Source organism: Sulfurisoma sediminicola (genome assembly GCF_003865015.1).
GTDB classification, from domain to species: Bacteria; Pseudomonadota; Gammaproteobacteria; order Burkholderiales; family Rhodocyclaceae; genus Sulfurisoma; species Sulfurisoma sediminicola.
This window is the reverse complement of sequence record NZ_BHVV01000006.1, coordinates 362,845-387,991: the sequence shown is the minus strand read 5'-3', so window position 1 is coordinate 387,991 and position 25,147 is coordinate 362,845. Positions and strand designations below refer to the sequence as shown.

General features: G+C 68.6%; 28 protein-coding genes. 20 read left to right on the top strand and 8 right to left on the bottom strand.

Going from position 1 to position 25,147, the window contains the following annotated elements; all coding sequences use genetic code 11:
• Positions 1-8: 8 nt before the first annotated feature.
• From EJE94_RS10725 to atzF, 3 genes are read left to right on the top strand one after another with little or no spacing between them, the layout of a single operon-like run.
• Complete coding sequence (locus EJE94_RS10725) at positions 9-662, top strand: urea amidolyase associated protein UAAP2 (RefSeq protein ID WP_121241323.1); 654 nt, start codon at positions 9-11, stop codon at positions 660-662.
• Positions 662-4,357, top strand: coding sequence for an urea carboxylase (gene uca / locus EJE94_RS10720; protein ID WP_121241321.1), 3,696 nt, complete (start codon positions 662-664; stop codon positions 4,355-4,357). The genes EJE94_RS10725 and uca overlap by 1 nt, the downstream gene beginning before the upstream one ends.
• 3 nt (positions 4,358-4,360) lie before the next feature.
• On the top strand, positions 4,361-6,205 hold the full coding sequence (gene atzF, locus EJE94_RS10715) for an allophanate hydrolase (protein ID WP_121241319.1): 1,845 nt from the start codon (positions 4,361-4,363) through the stop codon (positions 6,203-6,205).
• Between the two features lie 72 nt (positions 6,206-6,277).
• On the opposite strand, the gene EJE94_RS10710 is transcribed toward atzF, so the two are convergent.
• From EJE94_RS10710 to EJE94_RS10690, 5 genes are all read right to left on the bottom strand, one after another.
• Entirely contained in the window at positions 6,278-7,759 is a 1,482-nt protein-coding gene (locus EJE94_RS10710) for a type 2 periplasmic-binding domain-containing protein (protein WP_121241317.1), read from the bottom strand.
• Between the two features lie 84 nt (positions 7,760-7,843).
• Positions 7,844-8,599 carry an anti-sigma factor family protein gene (locus EJE94_RS10705; RefSeq protein ID WP_121241315.1) on the bottom strand — a complete coding sequence of 252 codons (756 nt, stop codon included), beginning with the start codon at positions 8,597-8,599 and terminating at the stop codon, positions 7,844-7,846.
• Positions 8,596-9,099, bottom strand: a complete 504-nt coding sequence (locus tag EJE94_RS10700) for a sigma-70 family RNA polymerase sigma factor (protein WP_121241313.1) — start codon at positions 9,097-9,099, stop codon at positions 8,596-8,598. The genes EJE94_RS10705 and EJE94_RS10700 overlap by 4 nt, the downstream gene beginning before the upstream one ends.
• A 7-nt stretch (positions 9,100-9,106) precedes the next feature.
• Positions 9,107-9,481 (bottom strand): COG4315 family predicted lipoprotein, encoded by a 375-nt coding sequence (locus EJE94_RS10695; RefSeq protein WP_121241311.1) that lies wholly within the window; start codon positions 9,479-9,481, stop codon positions 9,107-9,109.
• 142 nt (positions 9,482-9,623) lie between these two features.
• Entirely contained in the window at positions 9,624-10,583 is a 960-nt protein-coding gene (locus EJE94_RS10690; protein WP_121241309.1) for a MerR family transcriptional regulator, read from the bottom strand.
• An 89-nt stretch (positions 10,584-10,672) separates the two neighbouring features.
• Here EJE94_RS10690 and EJE94_RS10685 point away from each other — a divergent pair, with 89 nt between their 5' ends.
• The 17 genes from EJE94_RS10685 to EJE94_RS10615 all read left to right on the top strand — a co-directional run bounded on the left by EJE94_RS10685 (position 10,673) and on the right by EJE94_RS10615 (position 24,451).
• Positions 10,673-11,236 (top strand): glutathione peroxidase, encoded by a 564-nt coding sequence (locus tag EJE94_RS10685; RefSeq protein ID WP_121241307.1) that lies wholly within the window; start codon positions 10,673-10,675, stop codon positions 11,234-11,236.
• Between the two features lie 32 nt (positions 11,237-11,268).
• Positions 11,269-11,400, top strand: a complete 132-nt coding sequence (locus EJE94_RS14975; RefSeq protein WP_275540527.1) for a hypothetical protein — start codon at positions 11,269-11,271, stop codon at positions 11,398-11,400.
• Positions 11,397-12,686: an NAD(P)/FAD-dependent oxidoreductase gene (locus EJE94_RS10680; protein ID WP_121241305.1), complete on the top strand. Its 1,290-nt coding sequence runs from the start codon at positions 11,397-11,399 to the stop codon at positions 12,684-12,686. Before EJE94_RS14975 ends, EJE94_RS10680 begins: the two co-directional genes overlap by 4 nt.
• Positions 12,683-13,441 (top strand): DUF1365 domain-containing protein, encoded by a 759-nt coding sequence (locus EJE94_RS10675; protein WP_121241303.1) that lies wholly within the window; start codon positions 12,683-12,685, stop codon positions 13,439-13,441. Before EJE94_RS10680 ends, EJE94_RS10675 begins: the two co-directional genes overlap by 4 nt.
• Positions 13,438-14,679: an SAM-dependent methyltransferase gene (locus EJE94_RS10670; protein WP_121241301.1), complete on the top strand. Its 1,242-nt coding sequence runs from the start codon at positions 13,438-13,440 to the stop codon at positions 14,677-14,679. The genes EJE94_RS10675 and EJE94_RS10670 overlap by 4 nt, the downstream gene beginning before the upstream one ends.
• 2 nt (positions 14,680-14,681) lie before the next feature.
• Positions 14,682-15,194 carry a chalcone isomerase family protein gene (locus EJE94_RS10665; protein ID WP_121241299.1) on the top strand — a complete coding sequence of 171 codons (513 nt, stop codon included), beginning with the start codon at positions 14,682-14,684 and terminating at the stop codon, positions 15,192-15,194.
• An 11-nt stretch (positions 15,195-15,205) separates the two neighbouring features.
• Positions 15,206-16,474, top strand: a complete 1,269-nt coding sequence (locus tag EJE94_RS10660) for an MFS transporter (protein WP_121241297.1) — start codon at positions 15,206-15,208, stop codon at positions 16,472-16,474.
• Positions 16,474-17,004 carry a DUF3833 domain-containing protein gene (locus EJE94_RS10655; protein WP_207855907.1) on the top strand — a complete coding sequence of 177 codons (531 nt, stop codon included), beginning with the start codon at positions 16,474-16,476 and terminating at the stop codon, positions 17,002-17,004. The genes EJE94_RS10660 and EJE94_RS10655 overlap by 1 nt, the downstream gene beginning before the upstream one ends.
• Positions 17,001-17,801, top strand: coding sequence for an SDR family NAD(P)-dependent oxidoreductase (locus EJE94_RS10650; RefSeq protein WP_121241293.1), 801 nt, complete (start codon positions 17,001-17,003; stop codon positions 17,799-17,801). Before EJE94_RS10655 ends, EJE94_RS10650 begins: the two co-directional genes overlap by 4 nt.
• Positions 17,788-18,222: a nuclear transport factor 2 family protein gene (locus tag EJE94_RS10645; protein WP_121241291.1), complete on the top strand. Its 435-nt coding sequence runs from the start codon at positions 17,788-17,790 to the stop codon at positions 18,220-18,222. The genes EJE94_RS10650 and EJE94_RS10645 overlap by 14 nt, the downstream gene beginning before the upstream one ends.
• 215 nt (positions 18,223-18,437) lie before the next feature.
• Positions 18,438-18,644 (top strand): cold-shock protein, encoded by a 207-nt coding sequence (locus tag EJE94_RS10640; RefSeq protein WP_121241288.1) that lies wholly within the window; start codon positions 18,438-18,440, stop codon positions 18,642-18,644.
• 104 nt (positions 18,645-18,748) lie between these two features.
• Positions 18,749-19,009 (top strand): translation initiation factor IF-1, encoded by a 261-nt coding sequence (infA, locus tag EJE94_RS10635; RefSeq protein ID WP_121241286.1) that lies wholly within the window; start codon positions 18,749-18,751, stop codon positions 19,007-19,009.
• Between the two features lie 20 nt (positions 19,010-19,029).
• Positions 19,030-19,206: a hypothetical protein gene (locus tag EJE94_RS14640; RefSeq protein ID WP_165904811.1), complete on the top strand. Its 177-nt coding sequence runs from the start codon at positions 19,030-19,032 to the stop codon at positions 19,204-19,206.
• Positions 19,207-19,322: 116 nt separating this feature from the next.
• Entirely contained in the window at positions 19,323-21,299 is a 1,977-nt protein-coding gene (locus EJE94_RS10630; protein ID WP_121241284.1) for a DNA topoisomerase IV subunit B, read from the top strand.
• Positions 21,296-23,653, top strand: a complete 2,358-nt coding sequence (gene parC, locus EJE94_RS10625) for a DNA topoisomerase IV subunit A (RefSeq protein WP_121241282.1) — start codon at positions 21,296-21,298, stop codon at positions 23,651-23,653. Before EJE94_RS10630 ends, parC begins: the two co-directional genes overlap by 4 nt.
• 98 nt (positions 23,654-23,751) lie before the next feature.
• Positions 23,752-24,042, top strand: coding sequence for a hypothetical protein (locus EJE94_RS10620; RefSeq protein ID WP_121241280.1), 291 nt, complete (start codon positions 23,752-23,754; stop codon positions 24,040-24,042).
• A 214-nt stretch (positions 24,043-24,256) separates the two neighbouring features.
• Positions 24,257-24,451: a hypothetical protein gene (locus EJE94_RS10615; RefSeq protein WP_124962451.1), complete on the top strand. Its 195-nt coding sequence runs from the start codon at positions 24,257-24,259 to the stop codon at positions 24,449-24,451.
• 45 nt (positions 24,452-24,496) lie between these two features.
• Here the strand turns inward: EJE94_RS10615 and EJE94_RS10610 are convergent, their stop codons facing one another.
• From EJE94_RS10610 to EJE94_RS14970, 3 genes are read right to left on the bottom strand one after another with little or no spacing between them, the layout of a single operon-like run.
• On the bottom strand, positions 24,497-24,724 hold the full coding sequence (locus EJE94_RS10610; protein WP_121241276.1) for a hypothetical protein: 228 nt from the start codon (positions 24,722-24,724) through the stop codon (positions 24,497-24,499).
• A gap of 33 nt (positions 24,725-24,757) precedes the next feature.
• Complete coding sequence (locus EJE94_RS10605; RefSeq protein ID WP_121241274.1) at positions 24,758-24,943, bottom strand: hypothetical protein; 186 nt, start codon at positions 24,941-24,943, stop codon at positions 24,758-24,760.
• 16 nt (positions 24,944-24,959) lie between these two features.
• Positions 24,960-25,085, bottom strand: a complete 126-nt coding sequence (locus EJE94_RS14970) for a hypothetical protein (RefSeq protein ID WP_275540526.1) — start codon at positions 25,083-25,085, stop codon at positions 24,960-24,962.
• Positions 25,086-25,147 lie beyond the last annotated feature (62 nt).

Below are 25,147 nucleotides of genomic sequence, written 5' to 3'. Positions count from 1 at the left end.
AGCACACGATGTCCCTCGTAGAAAGCAAGCTCGACCCCAAGGCCGCCGTGATCGACGAAATCTGCGCCGCCGGCGAGCCCTGGATGGCCACCGTCACCACCGGCCAGGTCTTCCGCATCCTCGACCTCGAAGGCAACCAGGCCGTGGACACCCTGTTCTACAACGCCGACGATCCCGAGGAGCGCTATAGCGCGACGGACACCATCCGCCGCCAGGGCAGCCTCTACCTAACCGCCGGCACCACGCTGTATTCGAGCGAAGGCAGGCCCATGCTGGAGATCGTCGCCGATACCTGCGGCCGCCACGACACCCTGGGCGGCGCCTGCGCGGCCGAGAGCAACACCGTGCGCTACGCGCTGGACAAGCGCCACATGCACAGCTGCCGCGACAATTTCCTCCATGCCATGGCGCACTGCGACTGCGGCCACATCCACCTGTCCAAGCGCGACATCGCCGCCAACATCAACTTCTTCATGAACGTGCCGGTCACGCCCGAAGGCAGGCTCAGCTTCGAGGACGGCATCTCCGCGCCCGGCAAGTACGTCGAGATGCGCGCGCTGATGGACGTGGTGGTGCTGATCTCCAACTGCCCGCAGCTCAACAACCCCTGCAACGCCTACAACCCGACGCCGATCCGGCTGCTCGTCTGGGACGCCCGGTGATGTTCAAGAAAGTCCTCATCGCCAACCGCGGCGCCATCGCCTGCCGCATCATCCGCACCCTCAAGCGCCTGGGCATCGCGTCGGTTGCCGTCTACTCCGAGGCCGACCGCCACGCCGCCCACGTCATGCAGGCGGACGAATCCGTCTGCCTCGGCCCGGCCCCGGCCGCCGAGAGCTACCTGCGCGCCGACAAGGTGATCGAGGCCGCGCAGGCCACTGGCGCCGAAGCCATCCACCCCGGCTACGGCTTCCTCTCCGAGAACCCGGACTTCGCCGATGCCTGCGCAGCCGCCGGCATCGCCTTCGTCGGCCCGAGTGCCGCGCAGATGCGCGCCTTCGGCCTCAAGCACACGGCGCGCGAGCTGGCGGAGAAGAGCGGCGTGCCGCTGCTGCCCGGCTCCGGCCTGCTCGGCGACGCCGGCCACGCCGCGGCCGAAGCCCGCCGCATCGGCTACCCGGTGATGCTGAAGAGCACGGCCGGCGGCGGCGGCATCGGCATGCGCCTGATCTGGAGCGAGGACGAACTGGCGGAGGCCTATGCCTCCGTCGATCGTCTGGCCCGCGCCAACTTCAAGGACGCCGGCATCTACCTGGAAAAGTACGTGCAGGAGGCGCGCCACATCGAGGTCCAGATCTTCGGCGACGGTTTCGGCCATGTCGTCGCGCTGGGGGAACGCGACTGCTCGGTGCAGCGGCGCAACCAGAAGGTCATCGAGGAAACCCCGGCACCCAACATCACCGAAGCCCAGCGCGCGCGGCTGCTCGACACCGCCGTTCGCCTCGGCAGCGCCGTCGGCTACCACTCGGCCGGCACCGTCGAGTTCGTCTACGATGCCGGCAACGGCGAGTTCTACTTCCTCGAGGTCAACACCCGGCTCCAGGTCGAGCACGGCGTCACCGAGGAAGTCACCGGCATCGACCTCGTCGAGTGGATGCTGCGTACGGCGGCGGGCGAACTCGACCTCGCGGGATTCGTCGCCAGGCCCAAGGGCGCGGCGATGCAGGTGCGGCTCTACGCCGAGGACCCGAACAAGAACTTCCAGCCCGCACCCGGCCTGCTCACTTCGGTGAAATTTCCGCAGGACGTGCGCGTCGATTCCTGGGTCGAGAACGGCAGCGAGATCCCGCCCTACTACGACCCGATGGTGGCCAAGGTCATCGCCAAGGGGCTGACGCGCGAAGACGCGCGCGACAAGCTGCAGAAGGCGCTGGCGGCGACGGAACTGCACGGCATCGAGACCAACCTCGACTACCTGCGCCAGGTCGTGGCCGACGCGGTCTTCGCCGAGGGCCGCCAGACCACGCGCTACCTCAACGCCTTCCACTACCGCGCCGCGACCATCGACGTGCTCGAGCCCGGCGTGCAGTCCTCGCTGCAGGACTGGCCGGGCCGCACCGGCTATTGGGACGTCGGCGTGCCGCCCTCGGGGCCGATGGACCACCTCGCGCTGCGCCTGGCCAACCGCCTCGTCGGCAATGCCGAGGGCACGGCCGCGCTCGAACTCACCGCCGCCGGCCCGACGCTCAAGTTCAACTGCGATACCGTGATCGCGCTCGCCGGCGCGCAGATGGCAGCGACACTCGACGGCGCGCCGCTCGGCTACTGGCAGGCGCATGCGGTCAAGGCCGGCAGCGTGCTGCGGCTGGCCAACATCGAGGGGGCCGGCCTGCGAACCTATCTCGCCGTGCAGGGCGGCTTCGACGTTCCCGAATACCTCGGCTCGAAGTCCACGTTCACCCTCGGCCAGTTCGGCGGCCACGGCGGCCGCACGCTGCGCGCCGGCGACGTGCTGCGCATCGCTGCTGCCCATCCGCAGAACCTGGAAAGCGCCGCTTGTCGTGCGCCGTTGAGCCAGGCGCTGCGCCCGCCGCTGGTGCACGAGTGGGAGATCGGCGTGCTCTACGGCCCGCACGGCGCCCCCGACTTCTTCACCGACCACGACATCGAGGTCTTCTTCGCCACGCCCTGGGAGGTGCATTACAACTCCTCGCGCACCGGGGTGCGGTTGATCGGCCCCAAGCCGCAATGGGCACGGACCGACGGCGGCGAGGCCGGCCTGCATCCGTCGAACATCCACGACAACGCCTATGCCATCGGCGCCGTCGACTTCACCGGCGACATGCCGGTGATCCTCGGCCCGGACGGTCCCAGCCTCGGCGGTTTCGTCTGCCCCGCCACCATCGTCCAGGCCGAGTTGTGGAAGCTCGGCCAGCTCAAGCCCGGCGACACCGTGCGCTTCCGCCGCATCACCCGCGAGCAGGCCAACGCCTACGAGGGCGCCCAGGATGCCGCCATCGCCGCGCTCGACGCACCGGCCTATGCCATGCTGCCCTCCGCACCGGCGCCGCTGGCCAGCCCCGTCGTGAAGTTCCTGCCCGAGGAAAATGAAAAGTGCCGCCTTCGGCGTCCAACCAGTCAGGCTTCGCCAGACTCACCATTGCCGACTGACGTCGGCGCGTTGTCGGCGCTGGCGATACGCCAATCGGGCGACCGCAGCCTGCTGGTGGAACTCGGCCCGCTGGTGCTCGACCTCGAACTGCGCCTGCACGTGCAGGCGCTGCTGCAGGCGCTGCAGGCCGAGATCGCCGCCGGCCGCCTGCCCGGCGTGCTCGACCTGACGCCGGGCATCCGCTCGCTGCAGGTGCATTTCGACGCGCGGCTGATCGACCAGGATCGACTGATCCACGCCATCGTCGCCGCCGATGCCGCCCTTCCGGCCATCGACGACATCGAGGTGCCCTCGCGCATCGTTCATCTGCCGCTGTCCTGGGACGACCCGGCGACGAAGCTCGCCATCGAGAAATACATGCAGTCGGTGCGCCCCGACGCGCCCTGGTGCCCGAGCAATATCGAGTTCATTCGCCGCATCAACGGCCTCGACTCCATCGAGGACGTCTACAAGGTGGTGTTCGACGCCAGCTACCTCGTCATGGGCCTCGGCGACGTCTACCTCGGCGCGCCGGTCGCGACACCGGTCGATCCGCGCCACCGCCTGGTGACCACCAAGTACAACCCGGCACGGACGTGGACGCCGGAGAACGCCGTCGGCATCGGCGGCGCCTACCTCTGCGTCTACGGCATGGAAGGCCCCGGCGGCTACCAGTTCGTCGGCCGGACGGTGCAGATGTGGAACCGCCACCGCGTCACCGCCGACTTCGAGAAGCCGTGGCTCTTGCGCTTCTTCGACCAGATCCGCTTCGTGCCGGTGAGCAAGGAAGAACTGCTGCGCCTGCGCGAGGACGTGCCGGCCGGCCGCCACAAGCTGGACATCGAGGAGACGACCTTCCGCTTGCGCGACTACCGCGCCTTCCTCGCCGAGCACCGCGAGGAGATCGCCGCCTTCAAGGCGAAGCAGCAGGCATCGTTCGAGGCCGAGCGCGAGCGCTGGAAGGCGGCGGGCCAGGACGTGGTGGCATCCGACGCCATCGTCGCCGAAGCCGGCCCCGACTCCGAGCTCGACCTGCCGCCGAACGCGCGGCCGCTCGCCACCCACGTCGCCGGCAACGTCTGGAAGGTCATGGCTGCCGTGGGGCAAAAAGTCGGCGCTGGCGAGACGCTGCTGATCGTCGAGTCGATGAAGATGGAAATCCCCGTGACGGCGCCCTGCGCCGGCATCGTCAGCCACGTGTTCTGCAAGGAAGGCGGCCAGGTCGCCGCCGGACAGGATCTGCTGGTCATCGAGGCCGAGGAGTAATTCATGCTGAGTTTCGACTTCAATACCCTGCGTGCCGCCTACGCCGCCGGCGGCCTCACCCCGACCGCGCTGGTCGAGGAAATCCTCCGCCGCACCGCCGAGGACCCGAACAAGGTCTGGATCCACCGCCTGCCCGAAGCAGCGCTGCGCAAGTACGCCGCCTCGCTCGAAGGAAAGGATCCGGCGAGCCTGCCGCTCTACGGCATCCCCTTCGCGATCAAGGACAACATCGACCTCGCCGGCGTGCCGACCACGGCGGCTTGTCCCGCCTACGCTTTCACACCCGACACGAGCGCCTTTGTCGTGCAGAAGCTGATCGAGGCCGGCGCGATTCCCGTCGGCAAGACCAACCTCGACCAGTTCGCCACGGGGCTCAACGGCACGCGTTCGCCCTACGGGGCATGCCGCAACGCCTTCGACCCGGCCTACGTCTCGGGCGGCTCGAGCTCGGGCTCGGCGGTCGCGGTGGCCAAGGGCTACGCGAGCTTTTCGCTCGGCACCGACACCGCGGGATCGGGCCGCGTGCCGGCCGCCTTCAACAACCTCGTCGGCCACAAGCCGAGCTGCGGCTGGCTGTCGACCACGGGCGTGGTGCCGGCCTGCCGCTCGCTCGACGCGGTGTCGATCTTCGCGCTGACCGCAGCCGACGCCGAGGCCGTGTTGGCGGTCGCGGCGAGTTTCGACGCGGCCGATCCCTACGCCCGAGCCGTCGAAGGCTACGGCTTCGATTTCGGCCGCGCGCCGAGCTTCAAGTTCGGCGTGCCACGCGCGGCCGAGCTGCAGTTCTTCGGCGACACGGAGAGCGAGCGCATCTTCCGCGACGCGGTGGCGCGGCTGGAGGCGCTCGGCGGCGAGGCGGTCGAGATCGACCTGTCGCCCTTCCTCGCCACGGCCAAGCTGCTCTACGAAGGCCCCTGGGTGGCCGAGCGCTACCAGGCCATCCGCGAATTCTTCGATGCCACGCCCGAGGCGCTGTTTCCGGTGACACGCGAGATCACGGCCAGCGGCCTGAGGTTCTCGGCGGCCGACACCTTCGCCTACCTCTACAAACTCAAGGCCGCCAAGCGCGAGTGCGATGCCGTGTGGGCGAGCGTCGATTGCATCGTCACGCCGACCGCACCGACCATCTACACCATCGCGCAGATGGAAGCCGACCCGATCAAGCTCAACTCCAACCTCGGCTACTACACCAACTTCATGAACCTGCTCGACTACGCGGCGACCGCCGTGCCGGGCGGATTCCGGAAGGATGGACAGCCGCTGGGCGTGACGATCTTCGCCCCGGCCGCGCAGGACGCGCCGCTGCTGCACCTGGCGGCGAAGCTGCACGGCGCGCTGCCGCAGGCGACGCTGGGCGCGACCGGCGTCCCGCTCGCCGTGTCGCCAGCGCCAGCGCGATGCGTGCCTTGCACTACCTTCGGGTCGCCTTCGGGAACTTTTGCCGCACTGCCCTCGGGCCAGGTCCGCGTCGCAGTCTGCGGCGCCCACCTCTCGGGCCTGCCTCTCAACTGGCAACTGACCTCGCGCGGCGGTCGCCTCGTCGCCGCGACGCAATCGTCGCCCGACTACAAACTCTACGCCCTGCCCGGCGGCCCGCCGCTGCGGCCCGGCATGGTGCGAGTTACATCCGGCGGCGCCGCGATCACGGTCGAGGTGTGGGAATTGCCGGCGCGCGAATTCGGCTCCTTCGTCGCCGGCATCCCGGCGCCGCTGGGCATCGGCACCATCACGCTGGCCGACGGCAGCGCCGTGCAGGGTTTCGTCTGCGAGGCCGCGGCCACCGCCGCCGCCGAGGACATCACGACCTTCGGCGGCTGGCGCGCCTGGCTCGCGCAACGCTCGGCCTGAGGCAATTCGCCCCGATCAGATCACGCCGGCCGGCCTCGCGCACCACACGCCGATGGAGATCGCCAGGGACGGCTACTTCACCAGCCGGCACTGCTCCCCGGCCTTGAGGCCGCTCTTCGCCGGGAATGTCCCCGGTTCGAATTTCGTCGCGCCGATGCCCTTGGCGTACTGGGTGAGCGCCGTGTAGAAGCGCGTGAAGTCCTGCTGCGCCGGGGTCTTGCCCTCGGCCGGCCCTGCCAGCGCGGCGAGGTAGTCGTTGGTCGCCTCCTGCAGCACCTTGAGTGCATCGTCCGGCCAGCGCGCCAGGGTCATCGCGGCACTCACGGGCTTGCCGTTCACGATGCGCCGCGAGCCGTCGACGTTGCGCTGGTGCACGCCCTGGTTGATGTCGAGGATGTCCTTGAGCCTGGCGCACTCGACCGATTCGTTGGCCTTGTAGCTCTCGACCAGCGCGTCCTTCGCCGCGCGCTCGATCGCCGCGCGCTGGGCCGGCGTCAGGCCGTTCCAGAGGTCCTTGTCGATGTGCATCCAGGAGACGAGGAAGGGTTGGTGCCAGGAGGGATGGTGGGCATAGCGCCCGCCGATCTGGCCGATGTTCTGCGTGCAGGTCGACTTCGTGCCGGCCGGAATCGGGAAGGGCTGCGCCGGGCTGCAGTCGAGCGGGCCGAGCTCGGGGTTGCCGAGCGGCACGCCGGGTGCGGCGCCCTTGATGGGGAAGAAGTCGGCGAAGTCGTCGTAGGGATTGACGTATTCGAAACCCTGGATGGTGCGCTTCTGCATCGGCAGCAGCACCGACTGGCCGCCGACCGGCGGGTAGAAGGTCAGCGTCTTCTTCGCGATCACGCCGCGCTTGACCAGGATGTCGCAGGCGCGATCGACGATGTCCTGCGGCGGCGCGAGGTAGCGGATGCGCCAGCCCGACTGGCACAGGCCCGCCAGGCCGATGCCGCTGCCCTGGCTTGCGCATTCGGTGTCGCCGGGATTGCAGTCCGGCTTGCCGATGGGCTGCGGGAAATAGCCCGAGCCCTGCATGGTGCTGCCGACGACCGGCAGCACGACCTGCGTGCCGCCGCGACTGTCGAGCAGCGACTGCGCCAGCGCGATGCCGTTGCCGCCGAAGCCCTCGATTTTGGCCTCATAAAGGAAACCGAGCATCTGCTCGAAGCGCATGCCGAAGGGCACCGAGTTGTAGGCGAAGCCCCAGCTCGGCTCGGCGAACTTCTTCTCCGCGCCCTTGTTGGCGAACTGGATGCCGGCGCGCAGCGCGCTGATCTCGCGCCCGGTCTTCTGGTCGCGCTCGAAGATCACCTTATGGCCCGGCGGTAGCGCATCGGGCCCCTGGTCGTCGGTGTAGTCCTTGACCTTCTCGATGAAGATCTTCAGTGCGCCATAGCCCGGGTTCCGCGGATCGGTGGAGGTGCCGCCGCCGCGGCCGATCGTGGGGGATTCGCTGTATTCGTTGTAGGGGATGGTCACGTCGGCGAGCGCGGGCAGCGCGAAGGCCGAACCGAGGGCGGCAAGGGCCAGGACCGAAACAGTCGCACCGAGTTTCATCGCTGATACCTTTCAGGTGACGGGGAGAAGTTTTAGATCTCCAGCAACTCTACCCCATCCGCACTGCGTCGAACGATCCCTGCTTCAGCGTTGCCGGTAGACCAGGGTCGCGAGCCGCAGCATGTCCTCGCGCCCGGTGCTGCCCGACAGGGCGTAGCCGAAGCGCCCGTCGATCCAGTAGAAGACGTCGATGCCCTTCTCGTTGGCGTAACGGAAGCTGGCGTCGGCGGCCTGGGCCGCCTGCGGCTGGACGTAGAGGGTCAGGCGGTTCTTCGCGGCGTTCTCGTACATGAACTGCGCCACCTCGCCGCGCTCGCCCGGCAGCAGGCGTCCGCCGACGAGGCGGTAGCCGGCTTCGTCGAGCCGCGGCGGCTTGAGCTCGGCGCCGAGGCGCTTGGACAGCCAGCCCACCAGGTGCGCTTCCTGGTCGGCGCCGACCTCGACCGGATGGCGCACTTCGGGCGTGTAAACCGCATGGGCCACCGCCGCCATGTGCGGCAGCGAGACACCGGCCTGCGCCGGCGGCGCCTGCCGCGCCGGTTCCCCGCGCAGCATGAAGCCGATCACCGTGCCGAGCATCAACCAGCCGACGAAGGCGACGCGGCGCATTTCGAACCAGCGCGACTGGTTGGCCGCGGGCATCAGCCGCGCCGGCACCGGCTGGTCGAGCACGGCGTCGTAGGCGCGATGCAGCCGCGCGGACTGGCTGCGCCAGGCGTCGACCTGGCCGCGATGCTCCGGGTGCGCCGCCAGCCAGCCCTCCACCTGCGTCAGGCGCGCCGCATCGAGCCGGTTGTCGGCGTAGGCATGCAGATCGTCGTCGGAGATGGGGGCGTTCATGTCTTGACTACCTTGAGTTGGGGCACGGCTTCGCCGTTCAGTATCGACTGCAGCCGGCTGCGGGCGCGCGACAGCCGCGACATCACCGTTCCTTGCGGAACGCCGAGCGAGCGCGCGGCTTCGGCGTAGCTGAGTTCCTCCAGCCCGACCAGCAGCAGCACTTCGCGCTGCTCCGTCGGCAACAGCGCCAGCGCGCGATCGAGGTCGCGCAGTTCGAGTGCATCGCCGGCCTGGCTGCGCTGCGGCACCTCGTCAAGCTCATCGGCGTCGCAGTAATCGATTCGTCCTGCCCGGCGCCGGCTGTCGACGAACAGGTTGTGCATGATGGAAAACAGCCACGGCCGCAATTCCCTGGCGCTGTGCCAGAGACGCCATTTCTCGAGGGCACGTTCGAGCGTGTCCTGCACCAGGTCGTCGGCCTGGTCGGCATTCCCCGTCAGCGCGCGCGCATAGCGGCGCAGGCGGGGAATCTCGGCAACGATGGCGTCGCGGCTGCTCACCAGGCGATTACGGCGTGGCGACTTTCCAGACGCCGTTGAAACCGTCGCCGGTCTTGTCGCCCGGCTTCTGGTCCTTGGCCCAGTAGTACAGCGGCTTGCCCTTCAGCGCCCACTGTTTCGAGCCGTCGTCGCGGGTGATCACGCTGTAGTCGCCGGCCGGCGCAGCGTCCGCCGACGCAGCCAGGGGCGGCCAGTTGCCGGCGCAGGGGCCGTTGCAGACGCTCTTGCCACTGCCGGCGGTGTCCTTGTCGAAGGTATAGAGCGTCATGCCGTTGGTGCCGACGAGAACGCCGTCGGCGGCCTTGACGGGCGCGCCGGCGGCCCAGGAGGCGCCGGCAAGGACGAAGAGCGAAAGTGCTGCGATGAGGGATTTTGTTTTCATGGTGTGCTCCGTTGGGGTTGAGGGGTGCTACACCGCATATACGCACGACACCCGCGGATTATTCCCCAAAGCTGAAACATTGCCGCGAACACGCCGTCGGCGAGCCCTCTGGACGAGGCTCCGGCGCAGAGCCGAAAACGCCCTAGCCGGCTTGCCGACCCCGCCACTCGGCTACCGCACCCGGCACCTCGTCGATGCGGCCGAAGCAGACTATCCCCCGAATCTGCGCGCCGCGGGCGGCGATGACGCCGCCGCCGGCCCAGAGCTCGACATCCGACGGCAGCGCGGCGCGCAGTTCCAGCAGGCCGTCGCGCGCCTTGCGCCACGAATAGGCGGCCGAGAACGACAGCGCCACGATCTGCGGCGCGGTGCGTGCGACCGCAATGACGATGTCGACCACCGGCGTCTGCGGGCCAAGCGAGATGCAGTCGGCGCCTTCGGCCGCCAGCAGCGCCTCGGCCATCAGCAGGCCGAGCTGGTGCTCCTCGCCCTTGAGCGTGGTCAGCAGCACGCGCGGGCGCCCCGGTGCCGGTGGCAGCGCATGGATGGCCGCGCGCAGCTGGTTCTGCAGCAGTTCGGTGTAGAGATGCTCCTCGAATACCTCGATCTCGCCGGCGGTCCAGGCTTCGCCGATCCGCCGGTTCATCGCCGGCACGGTGTCCATGACAAACCCGCGCAGACCTTCGCGGGCGAGCTGCTGCGCCAGAGCCGCGCGCAGGCTCTCGGCGGCGCGCTCCCTGAGCAGGGGAACGAGACGCTCGGCCATTTCCACCCCCGCATTCCCCGCCGGCCGTGCGCCGCCATCACCGGTCGCCGTGGCGCCGGCGCCGACCTTTCCGGCCAGTGCGTCGAGGCGCTGTTGCAGCGCCGCCGCATCCAGCGCCAACAGGGTTCCCGGTCGAAAACCCTGATCGATCAAGCGCTTGACGAGGCGCAGGCGCATCACCTGCTCGTTCGGGTACAAGCGTTCGCCGGCCTCGTCGCGCAAGGGCGCGGGGAAGCCGTAGCGCCGCTCCCAGACGCGCAGGGTGTCCTTGCCGAGCCCGGTATCCCGCGCGACGGCGGCGATGTCCTGGTGCCGCTCAAATGGATTCGGATTCATGCGACTTTGTCTTGGACAAAATAGTTGACAGAGATACTCTGGATTGGTATGTTGGCACCAGATTCTACTTTTGTCCAGGACAAAATGACATGACAAACAAGCGCGTTCTACCAGCCCTTCTCGTCGCCGCTGCCGTCGCGACTCCCCTGCCGACCGCGGCGAACGACTGCCCGCCCCTGCTCAACCATACCTTCCCACGGCTGCAGGACGAAGTGCCGCAGTCCCTCTGCCAGTACAAGGGCAAGGTGATCCTCGTCGTCAACACCGCAAGCAAGTGCGGTTTCACCGGGCAGTACGAACCGCTCGAGGCGCTCTACGAAAAGTATCGCGAGCGCGGCCTGGTGGTGATCGGTTTCCCCTCCAACGACTACGGCAACCAGGAGCCCGGCGACAGCAAGCAGATCGCGGATTTCTGCCGGCTGACCTACGGCGTGCAGTTTCCGATGATGGCCAAGACCGACATCGCGGCGCCGAAGACCCACCCCTTCTACAAGAGCCTGATCGAAAAAACCGGCACGCGTCCGAAGTGGAACTTCCACAAGTACCTGATCGACCGCTCCGGCACCAACGTCGAGAGCTTCAGCACCCTGACCAGCCCCGACAGCCGCAGCTTCGTTGCGGCGATCGAGCAGCGGCTGGCGGAAAAGCCCTGAGCCACCAGTCAACCCTTCCCCGAGGTGAAACCATGAGTGTTCCATTGATCGAACTGATGCTGGGCCTGGCGCTGACAGTCCTCCTGCTGCGCACCGCCGATCTGCTGACGCGACGCCGCCCGGCGGTCGTGCCCCCACGCCGCGACCCGAGGAGCCGGCCATGAAGATCGCCGTCGTCGGCGCCGGCATCGCCGGCCTGGCCAGCGCCTGGCTGCTGGTGCGCGAGCACCAGGTCACGCTGTTCGAGGCCGGCGACTACCTCGGCGGCCACACCCACACCGTCGACGTGGCCGTGGAGGGGATCACCCATCCGGTGGACACCGGCTTCCTCGTCTGCAACCACCGCACCTATCCCAACCTCACCGCGCTGTTCCGCCTGCTCGGCGTCGACACCGTGGCGAGCGACATGTCCTTCGCCGTCAGCCTCGACGATCCCGACCTCGAATGGGCCGGCTCGAGCCTGGCCACGCTCTTTGCCCAAAAACGCAACCTGGCGCGCCCCGGCTTCTGGCGCATGCTGCAGGACATCCTGCGCTTCAACCGCGAGACGGCGGCGGCGGACCTGCCCGATACCACGCTCGGCGCCTACCTGGCGGCCAACCGCTACAGCGCCGAGCTCCGCGACTGGTACCTGCTGCCGATGGCCGCGGCGATCTGGTCCTGCCCGACGCAGGCCATGCTCGACTATCCGCTCGCCACCTTCGTCCGCTTCTGCCGCAACCACGGCCTGCTGCAGGTGTTCGACCGGCCGCAGTGGCTGACCGTCAAGGGCGGTGGCCGCGAGTACGTCAATCGCCTCGCCGCCGCCATCCCCGACATCCGCCTCGCCACGCCGGTGCAGGGTGTCGTGTCCTACGGCGAAGGCGTCGTGGTCGACCTGCCCGACGGCAGCTTCGAGCGCTTCGACCAGGTGGTGCTGGCCTGCCACAGCGACCAGGCACTGGCCCTGCTGGGCCACCACGCCAGCGCCGAAGAGCGTGCCGTGCTCGGCGCCATCCGCTACCAGCCCAACCGCGCGGTGCTGCACACCGACGCCGCCCTGCTGCCGCGCGACCGCCGCGTCTGGTCGGCGTGGAATTACATGACGAGCGGCAGCGAAAGCGAGCCGCGGGGCCGGCGCCCGGTCAGCGTCTCCTACCTCATCAACCAATTGCAGCCGTTGCCCTTCGCCACGCCGGTGGTCGTCTCGCTCAACCCCCACCGCGAACCGCAGCCGGAGACGGTGATCGGCGACTACGACTACGCCCACCCGCTGTTCGACGTCGCCGCCATCGCCGCGCAGCAGCGCCTGCACGAGATCCAGGGCAGGCGCGGCCTCTGGTTCTGCGGCGCCTGGGGTGGCTACGGTTTCCACGAGGACGGCCTCAAGTCGGCGCTGGCGGTGGCCAACGGCCTCGGCGTCCGCGCCCCGTGGCAGGACGGTGCGAACGCCACGGAGCGCGCCGCATGACACCCGAGTTGTGCCGCGGCAGCGTGATGCACGCGCGCTTCGGCGCCGCGGCCAACCGCTTCGTCTATCCGCTGTTCTTCGTCGCGCTGCCGCTGTCGCAGCTCGAGCGTGCAGGCAACCGCTGGTTCAGCATCGACCGTCCCGGCCTGCTGAGCCTGCGCTACGCCGACCACGGCGCCCGCGACGGCAGCGCGCCGCTGCCGTGGATCCGTGCCCTGCTGGCACGCGAAGGCATCGACCGCGCCGACGGCGAGGTGGTGCTGCAGGCCTTCCCGCGCGTCCTCGGCCGCGTCTTCAATCCCGTCAGTTTCTGGTTCTGCCATGACCGCGAGGGCGATCTGCGTGCCGTGCTGGCCGAGGTGAACAACACTTTCGGCGAACGCCACAACTACCTGGTGGTCCATCCTGACCAGCGACCGATCGCCCCCGAGGACCGCATGTTCGCGCGCAAGGTGTTCCACGTCTCGCCCTTCTTCCCCGTCGACGGCGAATATCGCTTCCGCTTCGACCTCTCGAACGGCCGCCGCCGCGTCGAGATCGACTACTGGCGCGACGGCAAGCGCGTGCTGGCCACGGCCGTCGGCGGCCGCGGCGTTCCGCTCGACGCCTCCACCGCGCTGCGCGCCGGGCTCGCCTTCCCGGCGCTGGCACTCGGCGTCCTCGCCCGCATCCACTGGCAGGCCCTGCGCCTGTGGCTCAAGGGCGCCACCTTCTTCCGCAAACCCACCGCCCCCCTGCAGGAGACCACCCGATGAACACCCTCGTCACCACCGCCTCGCCCATCCCGCAATTCGCCGGCCGCGAACGCGCAGCCGCGCCCCGGCTCGCGCCGGCGACCAGCACCGCCATCGAACTGCTGCGCCAGGTGCGCGGCGGTTCCCTGCGCCTGTCCCTGCCCGGCGGCGACAGCCTGCGCCTGGGCGAAGGCGTCGAGCGTGCCGGCCTCGTCGTGCATGACCCGCGCGTGTTCGAGCGCACCCTGAGCGAAGGCGATATAGGCTTCGGCGAGAGCTACATCGACGGCGAGTGGGACAGCGAGGATCTCGCCGAGCTGCTCACCCTGCTTGCCGAAAACCGCCGCGAACTCGACGCCGCCATCCGCGGCCAGTGGTGGCCGCTGCTGCGCCACCGCCTGCGCCACCTGCTGCGTGCCAACACGCGCAGCGGTTCGCGTCGCAACATCCTCGCCCACTACGACCTCGGCAACGACTTCTACCGCCTCTGGCTCGACCCGACGATGAGCTACTCGGCCGCGCTCTTCGGCGATGCCGGCGACGTGTCGCTGGAATCGGCGCAGCGCGCCAAGTACCTGCGCCTGCTCGACCGGCTCGACCCCAGGCCCGGCGACACCATCCTCGAGATCGGCTGCGGCTGGGGCGGCTTCGCCGAGGTGGCGACGCGCGACTACGGCTGCCGCGTGCATGGCATCACCCTGTCCCCCGCGCAGCTGGCATTCGCGCGCGAGCGCGCCCGCGCCGGCGGCTGGGACGACCGCGCGACCTTCGAACTGGTCGATTACCGCGACCTCGCCGGGCAATACGACCACATCGTCTCCATCGAGATGTTCGAGGCCGTCGGCGAGCGCTACTGGCCTGCGTATTTCCGCCAGCTGTCGCGCTGCCTCAAGCCGGGCGGGCGCGCCGCGATCCAGACCATCACCATCGCCGACGACCGGTTCGCCAGCTACCGCCGCGGCACCGACTTCATCCAGCGCCACATCTTTCCCGGCGGCATGCTGCCGTCGCCCGCGGCGTTCGAGCGGCGTGCCGCCAGCGCCGACTTTCGCGTCGCCGACCGCTTCGCCTTCGGCCGCGACTACGGCCGCACCCTCGCGCTGTGGCGCGATCGCTTCGAAGCGGCCTGGCCGCAGATCGCCAGCCACGGCTTCGACGATCGCTTCCGCCGCCTCTGGCGCTTCTACCTCGCCTATTGCGAGGCCGGCTTCCGCGCCGGCAGCACCGACGTCTACCACTACCTGCTCGAACGGCGCTGAGCATGGGCACGTTCCGCGCCATCCTGCTGTTCGCGATGCTGGCGGCGCTGATGCAGGCGGCGCGGGCCCTCGACGGCATCGCCAGCGACTGGCGGATGATCGGCCAGGGCGAGATGCGCTGGTTCGGCTTCCAGCTGTACGACGCGCGGCTGTGGGCGCCGCCGGCGGGCTGGAGCGCCGATGGCGCCTACGCCCTGGAGCTGCGCTACGCCCGCGACATTCCGGCGCAGCGGCTGGTGCAGGCCAGCATCGAGGAGATGCAGCGCCTCGGCGGCACCGACGCCGAACGCCTGGCGCGCTGGCGCACTGCGCTCGAACGGGTGTTTCCCGACGTGCGGCCGGGCGAGGTGATCATCGGCGTGCACCGCCCGCAGGCCGGTGCCGAGTTCTACCACCAGGGGCGGCTGACCGGCCGCGTCGACGACCCCGAGTTCGCCCGCACCTTCTTCGCCATCTGGCTCGATCCGCGTACCCGCGAGCCGGCGCTGCGCGCCCGCCTGCTCGGGCAGGGCTAGAGGGCCTGACCATGCAACGCGCCCTGCTGGCCTACGGCGTGCTGGGCTTTCCGCTGGCCTTCGCCGCGCTGCCGCTCTACGTCCACGTGCCGCGGCTCTATGCCGAGAACGTCGGCCTGTCGCTGGCGCTGGTCGGCACCGTGCTGCTCGCCGCGCGCCTCCTCGACGCCGTCGTCGATCCGCTCATCGGCGCCTGGAGCGACCGCTGGAGTCGCCGCCGCGGCGACCGTCGCGGCCTCATCCTGCTGGCGCTACCGCTGCTCGCCGTGGGCCTGGTCGGCCTGCTGACGCCGCCGGCCGGAGCCGGTGCCGGCTGGCTCGCCGCCGCGCTGGCAGTGACCTTCGCCGGCTTCAGCCTAGCCAGCATCAACTACCACGCCTGGGGCGCCGAAGTCGATGTCGGCACCCAGCAGCGTGCCCAGGTCACGGCCTGGCGCGAGGGATTCGCGCTGGCCGGCGTCGTGGTCGCGGCGGCACTGCCGGCGCTGCTCGCCGACGAGGCCGCGCCGGGGCTGCGGCGACTGGCCTGGGTGTTCGTGCCGGTGCTGGCGGTCGCCGCGCTCGTCACCCTGCTCGGTGCTCCGGCCGCGCGTGCTGCGCCCGCAGCCGCCGCCGACATTTTCGGCGCCCTGCTGCGCGACCGCGTGTTCCGGCGGCTGCTCGCTGTGCTCGCCGTCGGCGGCATCGCCGCGGCGATACCGGCCACGCTGGTGCTGTTCTACATCGCCGACGTACTGCAGCTGGAGTCCTGGCAGGGCGCCTTCCTCGCCATCTACTTCCTCGCCGGCGCGCTGGCGTTGCCGGGCTGGGTGGCGCTGGCGCGACGCCGCGGCAAGGTCGCGGCCTGGGCGGCGAGCATGGCGCTGGCCCTGGCCAGCTTCGTCTGGGCCTTCTTCCTCGATGCCGGCGATGCGGTGGCCTTCGGCGTCATCTGCGCCGCCAGCGGCGCCGCGCTCGGCGCCGAACTGGCGCTGCCGCCGGCATTGCTGGCCGACCGCCTGGCGCGCGGCGATGTCACGGATGCCGCCGGCGGCGCCACCGCGGTGGCCGGTGCCGGGGCCTATTTCGGCCTGTGGAATTTCGTCACCAAACTGAACCTCGCGCTGGCCGCGGGGCTGGCGCTGCCGCTGCTCGGGCTGGCCGGCTACAAGGTCGGCGCTGGCGATACGGCGGCATTGACCGCGCTGGCTGCCGTCTATGCCCTGCTGCCGGCGGTTCTCAAACTGGCGGCGCTGGCGCTGCTGTGGCGCTGGCGCCGCGACTTCGAAGGAGATGCATGATGTGGAAACGCATGGTTCTGGCCACCCTGTCGCTGCTCGGTCTTGCCGGTTGCGCCGGCATCGAGGTCGAGCGTTACCGCGCCGACACGCCGCAGCTCGACCTGCGCCGCTATTTCAACGGCACGCTCGACGGCTGGGGCATGTTCCAGAAGCGTTCCGGCGAGGTGGTCAAGCGCTTCCACGTCGTCATCGACGCGCGCTGGGCCGGCGACACCGGCACGCTCGACGAGCGCTTCACCTGGTCCGACGGCACCACCAGCCGCCGCGTGTGGACCCTCAAGGACCAGGGCGGCGGCCGCTTTATCGGCACCGCCGACGACGTCATCGGCGAGGCCCGCGGCGAGGCGGCGGGCAATGCCCTGCGCTGGCGCTACGTGCTGGCGCTACCGGTCGACGGCAAGACCGTCGAGGTCGACTTCGACGACTGGATGTTCCTCATGGACGAGCAGGTCATGCTCAACCGCTCGGTGATGAGCAAGTACGGCTACACCCTGGGCGAGGTCACGCTGTCCTTCCGCAAACGGCCATGAATCCGCGCATCACCGACTGGCAGGGCCTGCGCGTCTGGATCGTCGGCGCCTCGTCGGGCATCGGCGCAGCGCTGGCGCGCGAGCTGGCGGCGCGCGGCGCGCGGGTGGCCGTGTCGGCGCGGCGCCGGGAATTGCTCGATCGACTTGCCGCCGATCTGCCGCAATCCCTCGCCCTGCCCTGCGACGCCGCCGACCCTGCCGCCCTCGAAGCGGCGGCACGCAAACTCGATGATCTCTGGCAGGGCGTCGACGTGGCGATCTACGCCGCCGGCGTCTGGCACCCGGCGAGCGCGAGCGAATTCGACGGCGCACGCATCGATGCCACGCTCGACATCAACCTGCGCGGCGCCATGCATTTCGCCGCGGTGCTGGTGCCGCGGCTGCTGCGCCGGGGCGACGGCAGCAGCCGGAGTCCGCGCGCCCTGGCCTTCGTCGGCAGCGTCGCCGGCTACCGGCCGCTACCGCGCGCGCTGCTCTACGGTACGAGCAAGGCCGCGCTCAATTACTTCGCGGGTGCCCTGCACCTCGACCTGGCCCAGCGCGGGCTCGGCGTCTTCCTCATCAATCCCGGCTTCGTCGAGACGCCGATGACCGCGGTCAACGACTTCCCGATGCCGGCGCTGGTCCCGGCCGGGCGGGCGGTGCGCGAGATCCTCGCCGGCTTCGCCCGCGGCCGTTTCGAGATTCACTTTCCGCGCCGCCTGTCCTGGGCGCTCAAGGCGCTGGCGTTGCTGCCCGACGCGCTCTACTTCCCCCTGATCCACACCCTCACCGGAACCCGCCATGACGCGACTTGACGAACTGATCGCCTGGTTCGAGACCCTCTCCCCCGACAATCTGCACCGGGTCGCCGACTTCTACGCCGCCGACGCCGAGTTCAAGGACCCGTTCAACGAGGTGCGCGGCCCGCCGGCCATCGAGAACATCTTCCGCCACATGTTCGTGCAGGTTGCGGAGCCGCGCTTCGTCGTCACCTCGCGCTTCGTCGGCTCGCCACCCGTGGGCGGGGCCATGCTGCTGTGGGAATTCCATTTCCGCACCCGCGCGCCGCTGCCGGCGCGAGCCATGATCGCCCGCGGCGCCACCCACCTGCGCTTCGACGACGTCGGGCGGGTGACGCTGCATCGCGACTACTGGGATGCCGCCGAGGAGCTCTACGCCAAGCTGCCCCTGCTCGGCTGCCTGATGCGCGGCCTGCAGCGCATGGCGCGCGCCTGAAGCGGCTGCTATCTCGCTAAGCTTTTGAAAATAAAGATTGCTATTCCGGCGGAAGCAGTCCACTATGCGCGTCGCGATCTTCAAGTAGTGCTGTTGTTGTTCGGCTCTGTACCCGCAGCAAACTGCGGTCTTTACCCTTCATCACCCCGCCGTCTTGAGTTTCGCCCCAAGCAAGGGGCAATCCCCTTTTATTGTTTTTTCTGGAGATTCAAGACATGGCATCAGGTACTGTGAAGTGGTTCAACGATTCCAAGGGCTTCGGTTTCATCACCCCCGAAAACGGCGGCGATGATCTCTTCGCCCATTTTTCCGCCATCCAGTCCAGCGGCTTCAAGACGCTGAAGGAAGGCCAGCGCGTCGATTTCGACGTCACCACCGGCCCCAAGGGCCAGCAGGCGTCCAACATCCGCCCGCACGACTAAGCTTCGCTTGGTCAGGCATGGCCTCCGCGGCCATGCCGGCAAGTCCGTTCCGCTAGGCCCGGTATTCCCGGGCCTTTCCATTTTCCTCGCCCGGAGGTATGACAATGGCCAAGGAAGAACTCCTTGAAATGAATGGCGTCGTGGAAGAAGTGCTGCCCGACTCGCGCTTCCGCGTCACCCTCGACAACGGTCACAAGCTCGTGGCCTACAGTGCCGGCAAGATGCGCAAGCACCACATCCGCATCCTCGCCGGCGACAAGGTCTCGCTGGAACTCTCCCCCTACGACCTGAGCAAGGGGCGTATCACCTTCCGCCATATCGAAGGGCGCGGCCCCATCGCGCCGGCGGCACGACGCAAGCATTGAGCGACCGCGCCTGACGTCACGTGCCCGGCTATGACGTCAAGGTGCAGCACGTCGCCGTAGCCGGCGGCGATATCGCCGCGAGCGACGGCACGTCATTTCGTGGACGGCTGCTGCATTTCACGCGCATCCGAGACCTGCGGCTCTCGACGAAACCAAAGTCGCCTGACACAAAAAACAGCGACGAATCAGACGGCTAGAGGGAAAAGGGTCGATCACCCGCCCAAAATGCCCCCCTTTCTTCCGCCCCAAGGCGGGGGGCCGGGCGATAATTCGTGCCCTCGCGGCCGATTCCGGCCCCCGCTGATCCCCTCCCATGAAGCAGACCTACGACGAATCCTCCTTCCGCGTACTGAAAGGCCTCGAGCCCGTGCGCGAGCGGCCGGGCATGTACACCCGCACCGACTCGCCGGCGCACATCGTGCAGGAAGTCATCGACAACGCCGCCGACGAGGCGCTTGCCGGTAACGCCAAGCACATCCACGTCGCCCTGCACCGCGACGGCTCGGTAACGATCACCGACGACGGCCGCGGCATTCCCGTCGGTCTGCATGCCGAAGAGAAGGTTCCCGTGGTGGTGCTGGCCTTCACCCGCCTGCATGCCGGCGGCAAGTTCAACAAGCGCGAGGGCAACACGGCCTACGCCTTCTCCGGCGGCCTGCACGGCGTCGGCGTCGCGGTGACCAATGCGCTGTCGACCCGCGTCGAGGTCGAGGTGCGGCGCGAGGGCAAGGTCCACGCGGTCACCTTCAGCGAGGGCGGCGAAAAGGTCTCCGCCCTCGAAGTGACCGGCAGCTGCGGCCGCCAGAGCGGCACCCGCGTGCGCGTCTGGCCCGACCCGAAGTATTTCGATTCGCCGAAGGTGCCGCAGGCCGAGCTCGAGCGCCTGCTGCGCTCCAAGGCGGTGCTGCTGCCCGGCGTCAAGGTGCTGCTCGACATCGAGCAGGCCGACGGCAGCATGCTGTCCAAGACCTGGACCTACCCGCAGGGCTTGGCCGGCTACCTGGCCGAGCTGGCCGGCGAGCAGCTGCCCGTAGCGCCGGTGTACGCGTCCGAGAAATACGCCGGCGGCGACGACGAGAGTTTCGCCGAGGGCGAAGGCGCAGCCTGGGCCTTCGCCTGGTTCGCCGAGGCCCTGCCCTCCGAGTCCTACGTCAACCTGATCCCGACGGTCGCCGGCGGCACCCACGAATCCGGCCTGCGCGCAGGCGTGTTCGAGGCGGTGCGCACCTTCATCGAACACCACGCGCTGCTGCCGCGCGGCGTCAAGCTGCAGCAGGACGACGTCTGCGGTCGCATGGTCTTCGTGCTTTCCGCGCGCATCCTCGACCCGCAGTTCCAGGGCCAGGTAAAGGAAAAGCTCAACTCGCGCGAGGCGGTGAAGCTCGTTTCCGGCATGGTGCGCGACCCCTTCGAGATCTGGCTCAACCAGCACGTCGAGGCCGGCAAGGCCATCGCCGAGATGTCGATCCGCCAGGCGCTGGCGCGGCAGAAGAACGCGCAGAAGGTCGAGAAGAAGAAGCAATCGGGTGTGGCCGTGCTGCCGGGCAAGCTCACCGACTGCGAATCGACCGACCTTCTTGAGAACGAGCTGTTCCTGGTCGAGGGCGACTCGGCCGGCGGCTCCGCCAAGATGGCGCGCAACAAGGAAACCCAGGCCATCCTGCCGCTGCGCGGCAAGGTGCAGAACTCCTGGGAGATCGAGGCCGGACGGCTCTTCGCCAACGCCGAGATCCACGACATCGCGGTGGCCCTGGGCATCGACCCGCACGATGCGGCGGCCGAGCCGGACCTCTCCGGCCTGCGCTACGGCAAGCTCGTCATCATGTCCGACGCCGACGTCGATGGCGCCCACATCCAGACGCTGCTGCTCACCCTGTTCTACCGCCACTTCCCGGCACTGATCCGCCGCGGCCACATCTACATCGCCCAGCCACCGCTCTACCGCATCGACGTACCCGCGCAGGGCAAGAAGCGCCCGGCCAAGCGGCTCTACGCGCTGGACGACGGCGAGCTCGAAGCCATCCGCGACCGCCTCGCCAAGGAAGGCTTCGCCCCCGACAAGATCGAGGTCGGCCGCTTCAAGGGCCTGGGCGAGATGAACCCCGAGCAACTGCGCGAGACCGCCATGGATCCGGCCACGCGCCGCGTGCTGCCGGTGGCCGAGCGCCTCGGCGAAGAAGCCCACGCCGAAACGCTGAAACTCTTCAACCTGCTGATGGGCAAGGGCGAGGCATCCGGTCGCCGCGCCTGGATGGAAGCCAAGGGCCACCTGGCCGAGGCGGATATATGAGCAACGAAACCCCCGACCTGTTTGACGACGACGCCACCGCAGTAGCCGAGGCGCCGCCACCCGCGCCTCCCGCCGTCCCGCCAGCGCCGACTTTCGACGACGGCACGCTGCCGCTAGACGCCTACGCCGAGCGCGCCTACCTCGCCTACGCCATGAGCGTGGTGAAAAGCCGCGCCCTGCCCCAGGTCGAGGACGGATTGAAGCCGGTGCAGCGGCGCATCCTCTTCGCCATGAACGAGATGCGGCTGCCCGCCTCCGCCAAGCACGTGAAGTCGGCGCGCGTCGTCGGCGACGTCATCGGCAAGTATCATCCGCACGGCGATACCAGCGTCTACGACGCCATGGTGCGCGTGGCGCAGGACTTCTCCCTGCGCTATCCGCTGGTCGACGGCCAGGGCAACTTCGGCTCGCGCGACGGTGACGGCGCCGCGGCGATGCGCTACACCGAGTGCCGCCTGACGCCGATCGCCGAGATGCTGCTGGCCGAGATCGACCGCGGCACGGTCGACTTCCAGCCGAACTACGATGGCACCATGCAGGAGCCGCAGCTGCTGCCGGCCCGCCTGCCTTTCGTGTTGCTCAACGGCGCCTCGGGCATCGCGGTCGGCATGGCCACGGAGATCCCGCCGCACAACCTGCGCGAGGTCGCCGAAGCCGCCAAGCTGCTGATCAGGAAGCCCAACGCCTCGCTCGACGAGGTGCTCGCCGTGCTGCCCGGACCGGACTTCCCCGGCGGCGGTCAGCTCATTTCCCAGCCCGCCGACATCCGTTCCGCCTACGAGGGCGGCCGCGGCAGCGTGCGCATGCGCGCGCGCTGGCGGGTCGAGGACATGGCCCGCGGCCAGTGGCGCGTGATCGTCGAGGAACTGCCGCACGGCGTGTCGACGGCGACGGTGCTGTCCGAAATCGAGGCCGTCACCAACCCGCAGCCGCGCGCCGGCAAGAAGGACGTGTCGCAGGAACAGAAGAACGCGAAGCAGGTGATGCTCGGCGTGCTCGAGTCGGTGCGCGACGAATCGAGCGAGAAGCAGCCCGTGCGCCTCGTGCTCGAGCCGCGCAGCTCCAAGGTGCCGCAGGACGAGTTCATGGCCGTGCTGCTGGCCCAGACCAGCCTCGAGGCCAACGTCGCCATCAACCTCACCATGATGGGCACGAACGGCCGGCCGGCGCAGAAGTCGCTGCTCGACATCCTCGGCGAGTGGGTCGCCTTCCGCCACGACACCGTCGAGCGCCGCTCCGCGCATCGCCTGGCCGAGGTCGAGCGGCGCATCCACATCCTCGAAGGCCGCATGACGGCCTTCCTCGCCATCGACAAGGTGATCCGCTGCATCCGCGAATCGGACGAGCCGAAGGCCGACCTCATGGCCCGATTCAAGCTCACGGAGCTGCAGGCCGAGGACATCCTGGAGATCCGCCTGCGCCAACTGGCCCGTCTCGAGGGCATCAAGATCGAGACGGAACTCGGTGAGTTGCGCGACGAAGCCGGCGGTTTGAAGAAGATACTTGGAGACCGAAAGGAACTGACCAAGCTCGTTGTCCGCGAGATAACAGAAGATGCAAAGAAGTTCGGCGACGATCGGCGTACTTTGATCGAAGCGGTGGCGCCGACGGCGACCTCCGAGATCGCCATCCCCGACGAGCCGGTGACGGTGATCGTTTCGAAGAACGGCTGGGTGCGCGCGCGCCAAGGCCACGGCATCGACCCCGGCGGCATCGCCTACAAGACCGGCGACTTCCCCTGGCTGGTGATCGAGGCCCGTACCGTCTGGCCGCTGGTGATGATCGACACCGCCGGCCGCGCCTACAGCGTGCGCGTGGCCGACCTGCCCGGCGGCCGCGGCGACGGCGCCCCGCTCACCACCATGATCGAGCTGCAGGACGGCGCCAAGCTGGCGCAGGCGCTGTGCGACGCACCCGAAGCCCAATACCTCTTCGCCAACTCCGGCGGCTACGGTTTCATCGCACAGCTGTCCGACCTCGTCTCGCGCCAGCGCGCGGGCAAGGCCTTCATGACGCTGGCCAAGGGAGAGAAGCCATTGTCACCGGCGAAGGTCGCCGGTGATACGGTGGCGGCGATCTCCCAATCCGCCCGCCTGCTGGTCTTCCCGCTGGCCGAACTGAAGGCCATGGCCAAGGGCCGCGGCCTGATCGTGCAGGAAATCGGGCCGAAGGACGAGATGGCGGCGGTCGCCGTCGGCGACGGAAAGAGCTTCACGGTCTTCGGTGCGGGCCGCGGCGGCAAGGCCTCGGAGTTCAAGGTCGGGGCCAAGGACATGGCGACCTACCGCGGCGCCCGCGCCCGCAAGGGCCAGCCGATCCCGGCCAAGCTCAAGCCGGGATCGATCGCAGGCTAGCTTCGCTCGCGGACTTCCGGGCCCGATAAGTTGACAATTCTTGTCAACTTAATCTATAGATCAAGTACGGGCCTTGACCCGGAAACGGAGGTCACATCATGAAGCGAGACGCACCGAAAACCGCCGGCGTTGGCGCCGCGCGCCCGGTCTATTACGTCAGCGACCGTCCCGAAGCCTACGAATACGCGGGCGAACTGGGCCGCGTCGAAGCCCAGGCCCTGGCACGCACGATCGCCGACCATGCCGCAAAACGCTTTCCCAACATCGAGTTCCGCATCGACAGCGAGTGGCATAGCCATGATCCGGTGCTGAGCCTGGTCGCCGCCTACATCGACAGCCATTGGCAGCACTGGGCGACAGAAATGGCTGACAGCCGCCAGACCGCCTGAGCCGTCGGCCTGGCCGGTGCCGTCGTCCGGCTGCCGTTCCGGGCAGGCGCGATCGTCTGTCGACGCCGGCCCGCACGGCATTCCCGGATTGCAAGCCGGCATATTTATTTAAATGCCTGGCTATTCGCGGGAAAGGGCGCATGCTGGCTTGGTTGCCGGCCACATGCGACCGGGAATGACGCCGACAAGGCGCCACAAGAAAAGGACAGCGACGATGAATGACGCCACCCAGATCCCGGACGAGCTTTTCCCGCCCCCCGTCAAGGAGACACGCGACACCATACCGACTGCAGTCGCCGACGCGGCCAATCTGATGCCCTACGAGAAGGTAGCCAAGGCGATATTCGTCAAGGCCAACGGCCTGCCGGCCTACCACCGGGCGAACCGATTCGTCCGTTACACGGACTGAGACGCCGACGCGCCAACCCTGCCCGCGGGCGCTGGCGCCCTCGCTTCAGCGTTCGGACTTGATGTTGAGGAAGCTCCAGGCGTCGAGCGACGCTTCCTTCGAACCTTCGTCGAAGTCTTTCAGGGCGACCGAGAACTTCTCGATGAATCCGGAGCAGAAGGACGCGACCATCTCGCCGCTGTCTTTGTTCGGCGTGAAGCCCTTCAGCAGTTCCGGCTGGTTGCGGATGACGCTGGCGAGAAACTCGCACGCGGCGAGGTGATGGGTGTCCATGGTCTCAATGCTCCAATTTCCACGGCCGGGACGTCACGCCTTCGGCGGTGCCTTGTCGGCTGCGCGAAACAGAAATCCCGTCGTCTTACGGTAGTCGGCGAGGCCCTTGGCCCTGACGAACATCGCCTTTGCAGCCGGCAGCGCATCGTTCGCCGCGACCGCGCTGGCCTCGGGGCCGAACGGCAAGAGGCCCTGGACGGCGTCGAGAATGTGTTTCATGAACCGAGCCGAGCGCTCAGTGGTGAACGAAAGGAACGATATCGGAGGCGTGCTTCTTCGCCTGCTTCGCGGCCTTCTTCTCCTTGGGCGTCGATGCCGGCTTTTTCTTCGCTTCCCTGGCGTCCTTCTTGATCTTGCCCATGGCCGTACTCCTTGTGAACACCGGCGAATTCGCCGTGCCGATCGAGTATAGGCCGATGCGCC

What these genes read in the sequence shown, in the direction of transcription:
- EJE94_RS10725 (WP_121241323.1), top strand. Translation starts at nt 9, where the DNA reads ATGTCCCTCGTAGAAAGCAAGCTCGACCCCAAGGCCGCCGTGATCGAC.
- uca (WP_121241321.1), top strand. Translation starts at nt 662, where the DNA reads ATGTTCAAGAAAGTCCTCATCGCCAACCGCGGCGCCATCGCCTGCCGC.
- atzF (WP_121241319.1), top strand. Translation starts at nt 4,361, where the DNA reads ATGCTGAGTTTCGACTTCAATACCCTGCGTGCCGCCTACGCCGCCGGC.
- EJE94_RS10710 (WP_121241317.1), bottom strand. Translation starts at nt 7,759, where the DNA reads ATGAAACTCGGTGCGACTGTTTCGGTCCTGGCCCTTGCCGCCCTCGGT.
- EJE94_RS10705 (WP_121241315.1), bottom strand. Translation starts at nt 8,599, where the DNA reads ATGAACGCCCCCATCTCCGACGACGATCTGCATGCCTACGCCGACAAC.
- EJE94_RS10695 (WP_121241311.1), bottom strand. Translation starts at nt 9,481, where the DNA reads ATGAAAACAAAATCCCTCATCGCAGCACTTTCGCTCTTCGTCCTTGCC.
- EJE94_RS10690 (WP_121241309.1), bottom strand. Translation starts at nt 10,583, where the DNA reads ATGAATCCGAATCCATTTGAGCGGCACCAGGACATCGCCGCCGTCGCG.
- EJE94_RS10685 (WP_121241307.1), top strand. Translation starts at nt 10,673, where the DNA reads ATGACAAACAAGCGCGTTCTACCAGCCCTTCTCGTCGCCGCTGCCGTC.
- EJE94_RS14975 (WP_275540527.1), top strand. Translation starts at nt 11,269, where the DNA reads ATGAGTGTTCCATTGATCGAACTGATGCTGGGCCTGGCGCTGACAGTC.
- EJE94_RS10680 (WP_121241305.1), top strand. Translation starts at nt 11,397, where the DNA reads ATGAAGATCGCCGTCGTCGGCGCCGGCATCGCCGGCCTGGCCAGCGCC.
- EJE94_RS10675 (WP_121241303.1), top strand. Translation starts at nt 12,683, where the DNA reads ATGACACCCGAGTTGTGCCGCGGCAGCGTGATGCACGCGCGCTTCGGC.
- EJE94_RS10670 (WP_121241301.1), top strand. Translation starts at nt 13,438, where the DNA reads ATGAACACCCTCGTCACCACCGCCTCGCCCATCCCGCAATTCGCCGGC.
- EJE94_RS10665 (WP_121241299.1), top strand. Translation starts at nt 14,682, where the DNA reads ATGGGCACGTTCCGCGCCATCCTGCTGTTCGCGATGCTGGCGGCGCTG.
- EJE94_RS10660 (WP_121241297.1), top strand. Translation starts at nt 15,206, where the DNA reads ATGCAACGCGCCCTGCTGGCCTACGGCGTGCTGGGCTTTCCGCTGGCC.
- EJE94_RS10655 (WP_207855907.1), top strand. Translation starts at nt 16,474, where the DNA reads ATGTGGAAACGCATGGTTCTGGCCACCCTGTCGCTGCTCGGTCTTGCC.
- EJE94_RS10650 (WP_121241293.1), top strand. Translation starts at nt 17,001, where the DNA reads ATGAATCCGCGCATCACCGACTGGCAGGGCCTGCGCGTCTGGATCGTC.
- EJE94_RS10645 (WP_121241291.1), top strand. Translation starts at nt 17,788, where the DNA reads ATGACGCGACTTGACGAACTGATCGCCTGGTTCGAGACCCTCTCCCCC.
- EJE94_RS10640 (WP_121241288.1), top strand. Translation starts at nt 18,438, where the DNA reads ATGGCATCAGGTACTGTGAAGTGGTTCAACGATTCCAAGGGCTTCGGT.
- infA (WP_121241286.1), top strand. Translation starts at nt 18,749, where the DNA reads ATGGCCAAGGAAGAACTCCTTGAAATGAATGGCGTCGTGGAAGAAGTG.
- EJE94_RS10630 (WP_121241284.1), top strand. Translation starts at nt 19,323, where the DNA reads ATGAAGCAGACCTACGACGAATCCTCCTTCCGCGTACTGAAAGGCCTC.
- parC (WP_121241282.1), top strand. Translation starts at nt 21,296, where the DNA reads ATGAGCAACGAAACCCCCGACCTGTTTGACGACGACGCCACCGCAGTA.
- EJE94_RS10620 (WP_121241280.1), top strand. Translation starts at nt 23,752, where the DNA reads ATGAAGCGAGACGCACCGAAAACCGCCGGCGTTGGCGCCGCGCGCCCG.
- EJE94_RS10615 (WP_124962451.1), top strand. Translation starts at nt 24,257, where the DNA reads ATGAATGACGCCACCCAGATCCCGGACGAGCTTTTCCCGCCCCCCGTC.
- EJE94_RS10610 (WP_121241276.1), bottom strand. Translation starts at nt 24,724, where the DNA reads ATGGACACCCATCACCTCGCCGCGTGCGAGTTTCTCGCCAGCGTCATC.
- EJE94_RS10605 (WP_121241274.1), bottom strand. Translation starts at nt 24,943, where the DNA reads ATGAAACACATTCTCGACGCCGTCCAGGGCCTCTTGCCGTTCGGCCCC.
- EJE94_RS14970 (WP_275540526.1), bottom strand. Translation starts at nt 25,085, where the DNA reads ATGGGCAAGATCAAGAAGGACGCCAGGGAAGCGAAGAAAAAGCCGGCA.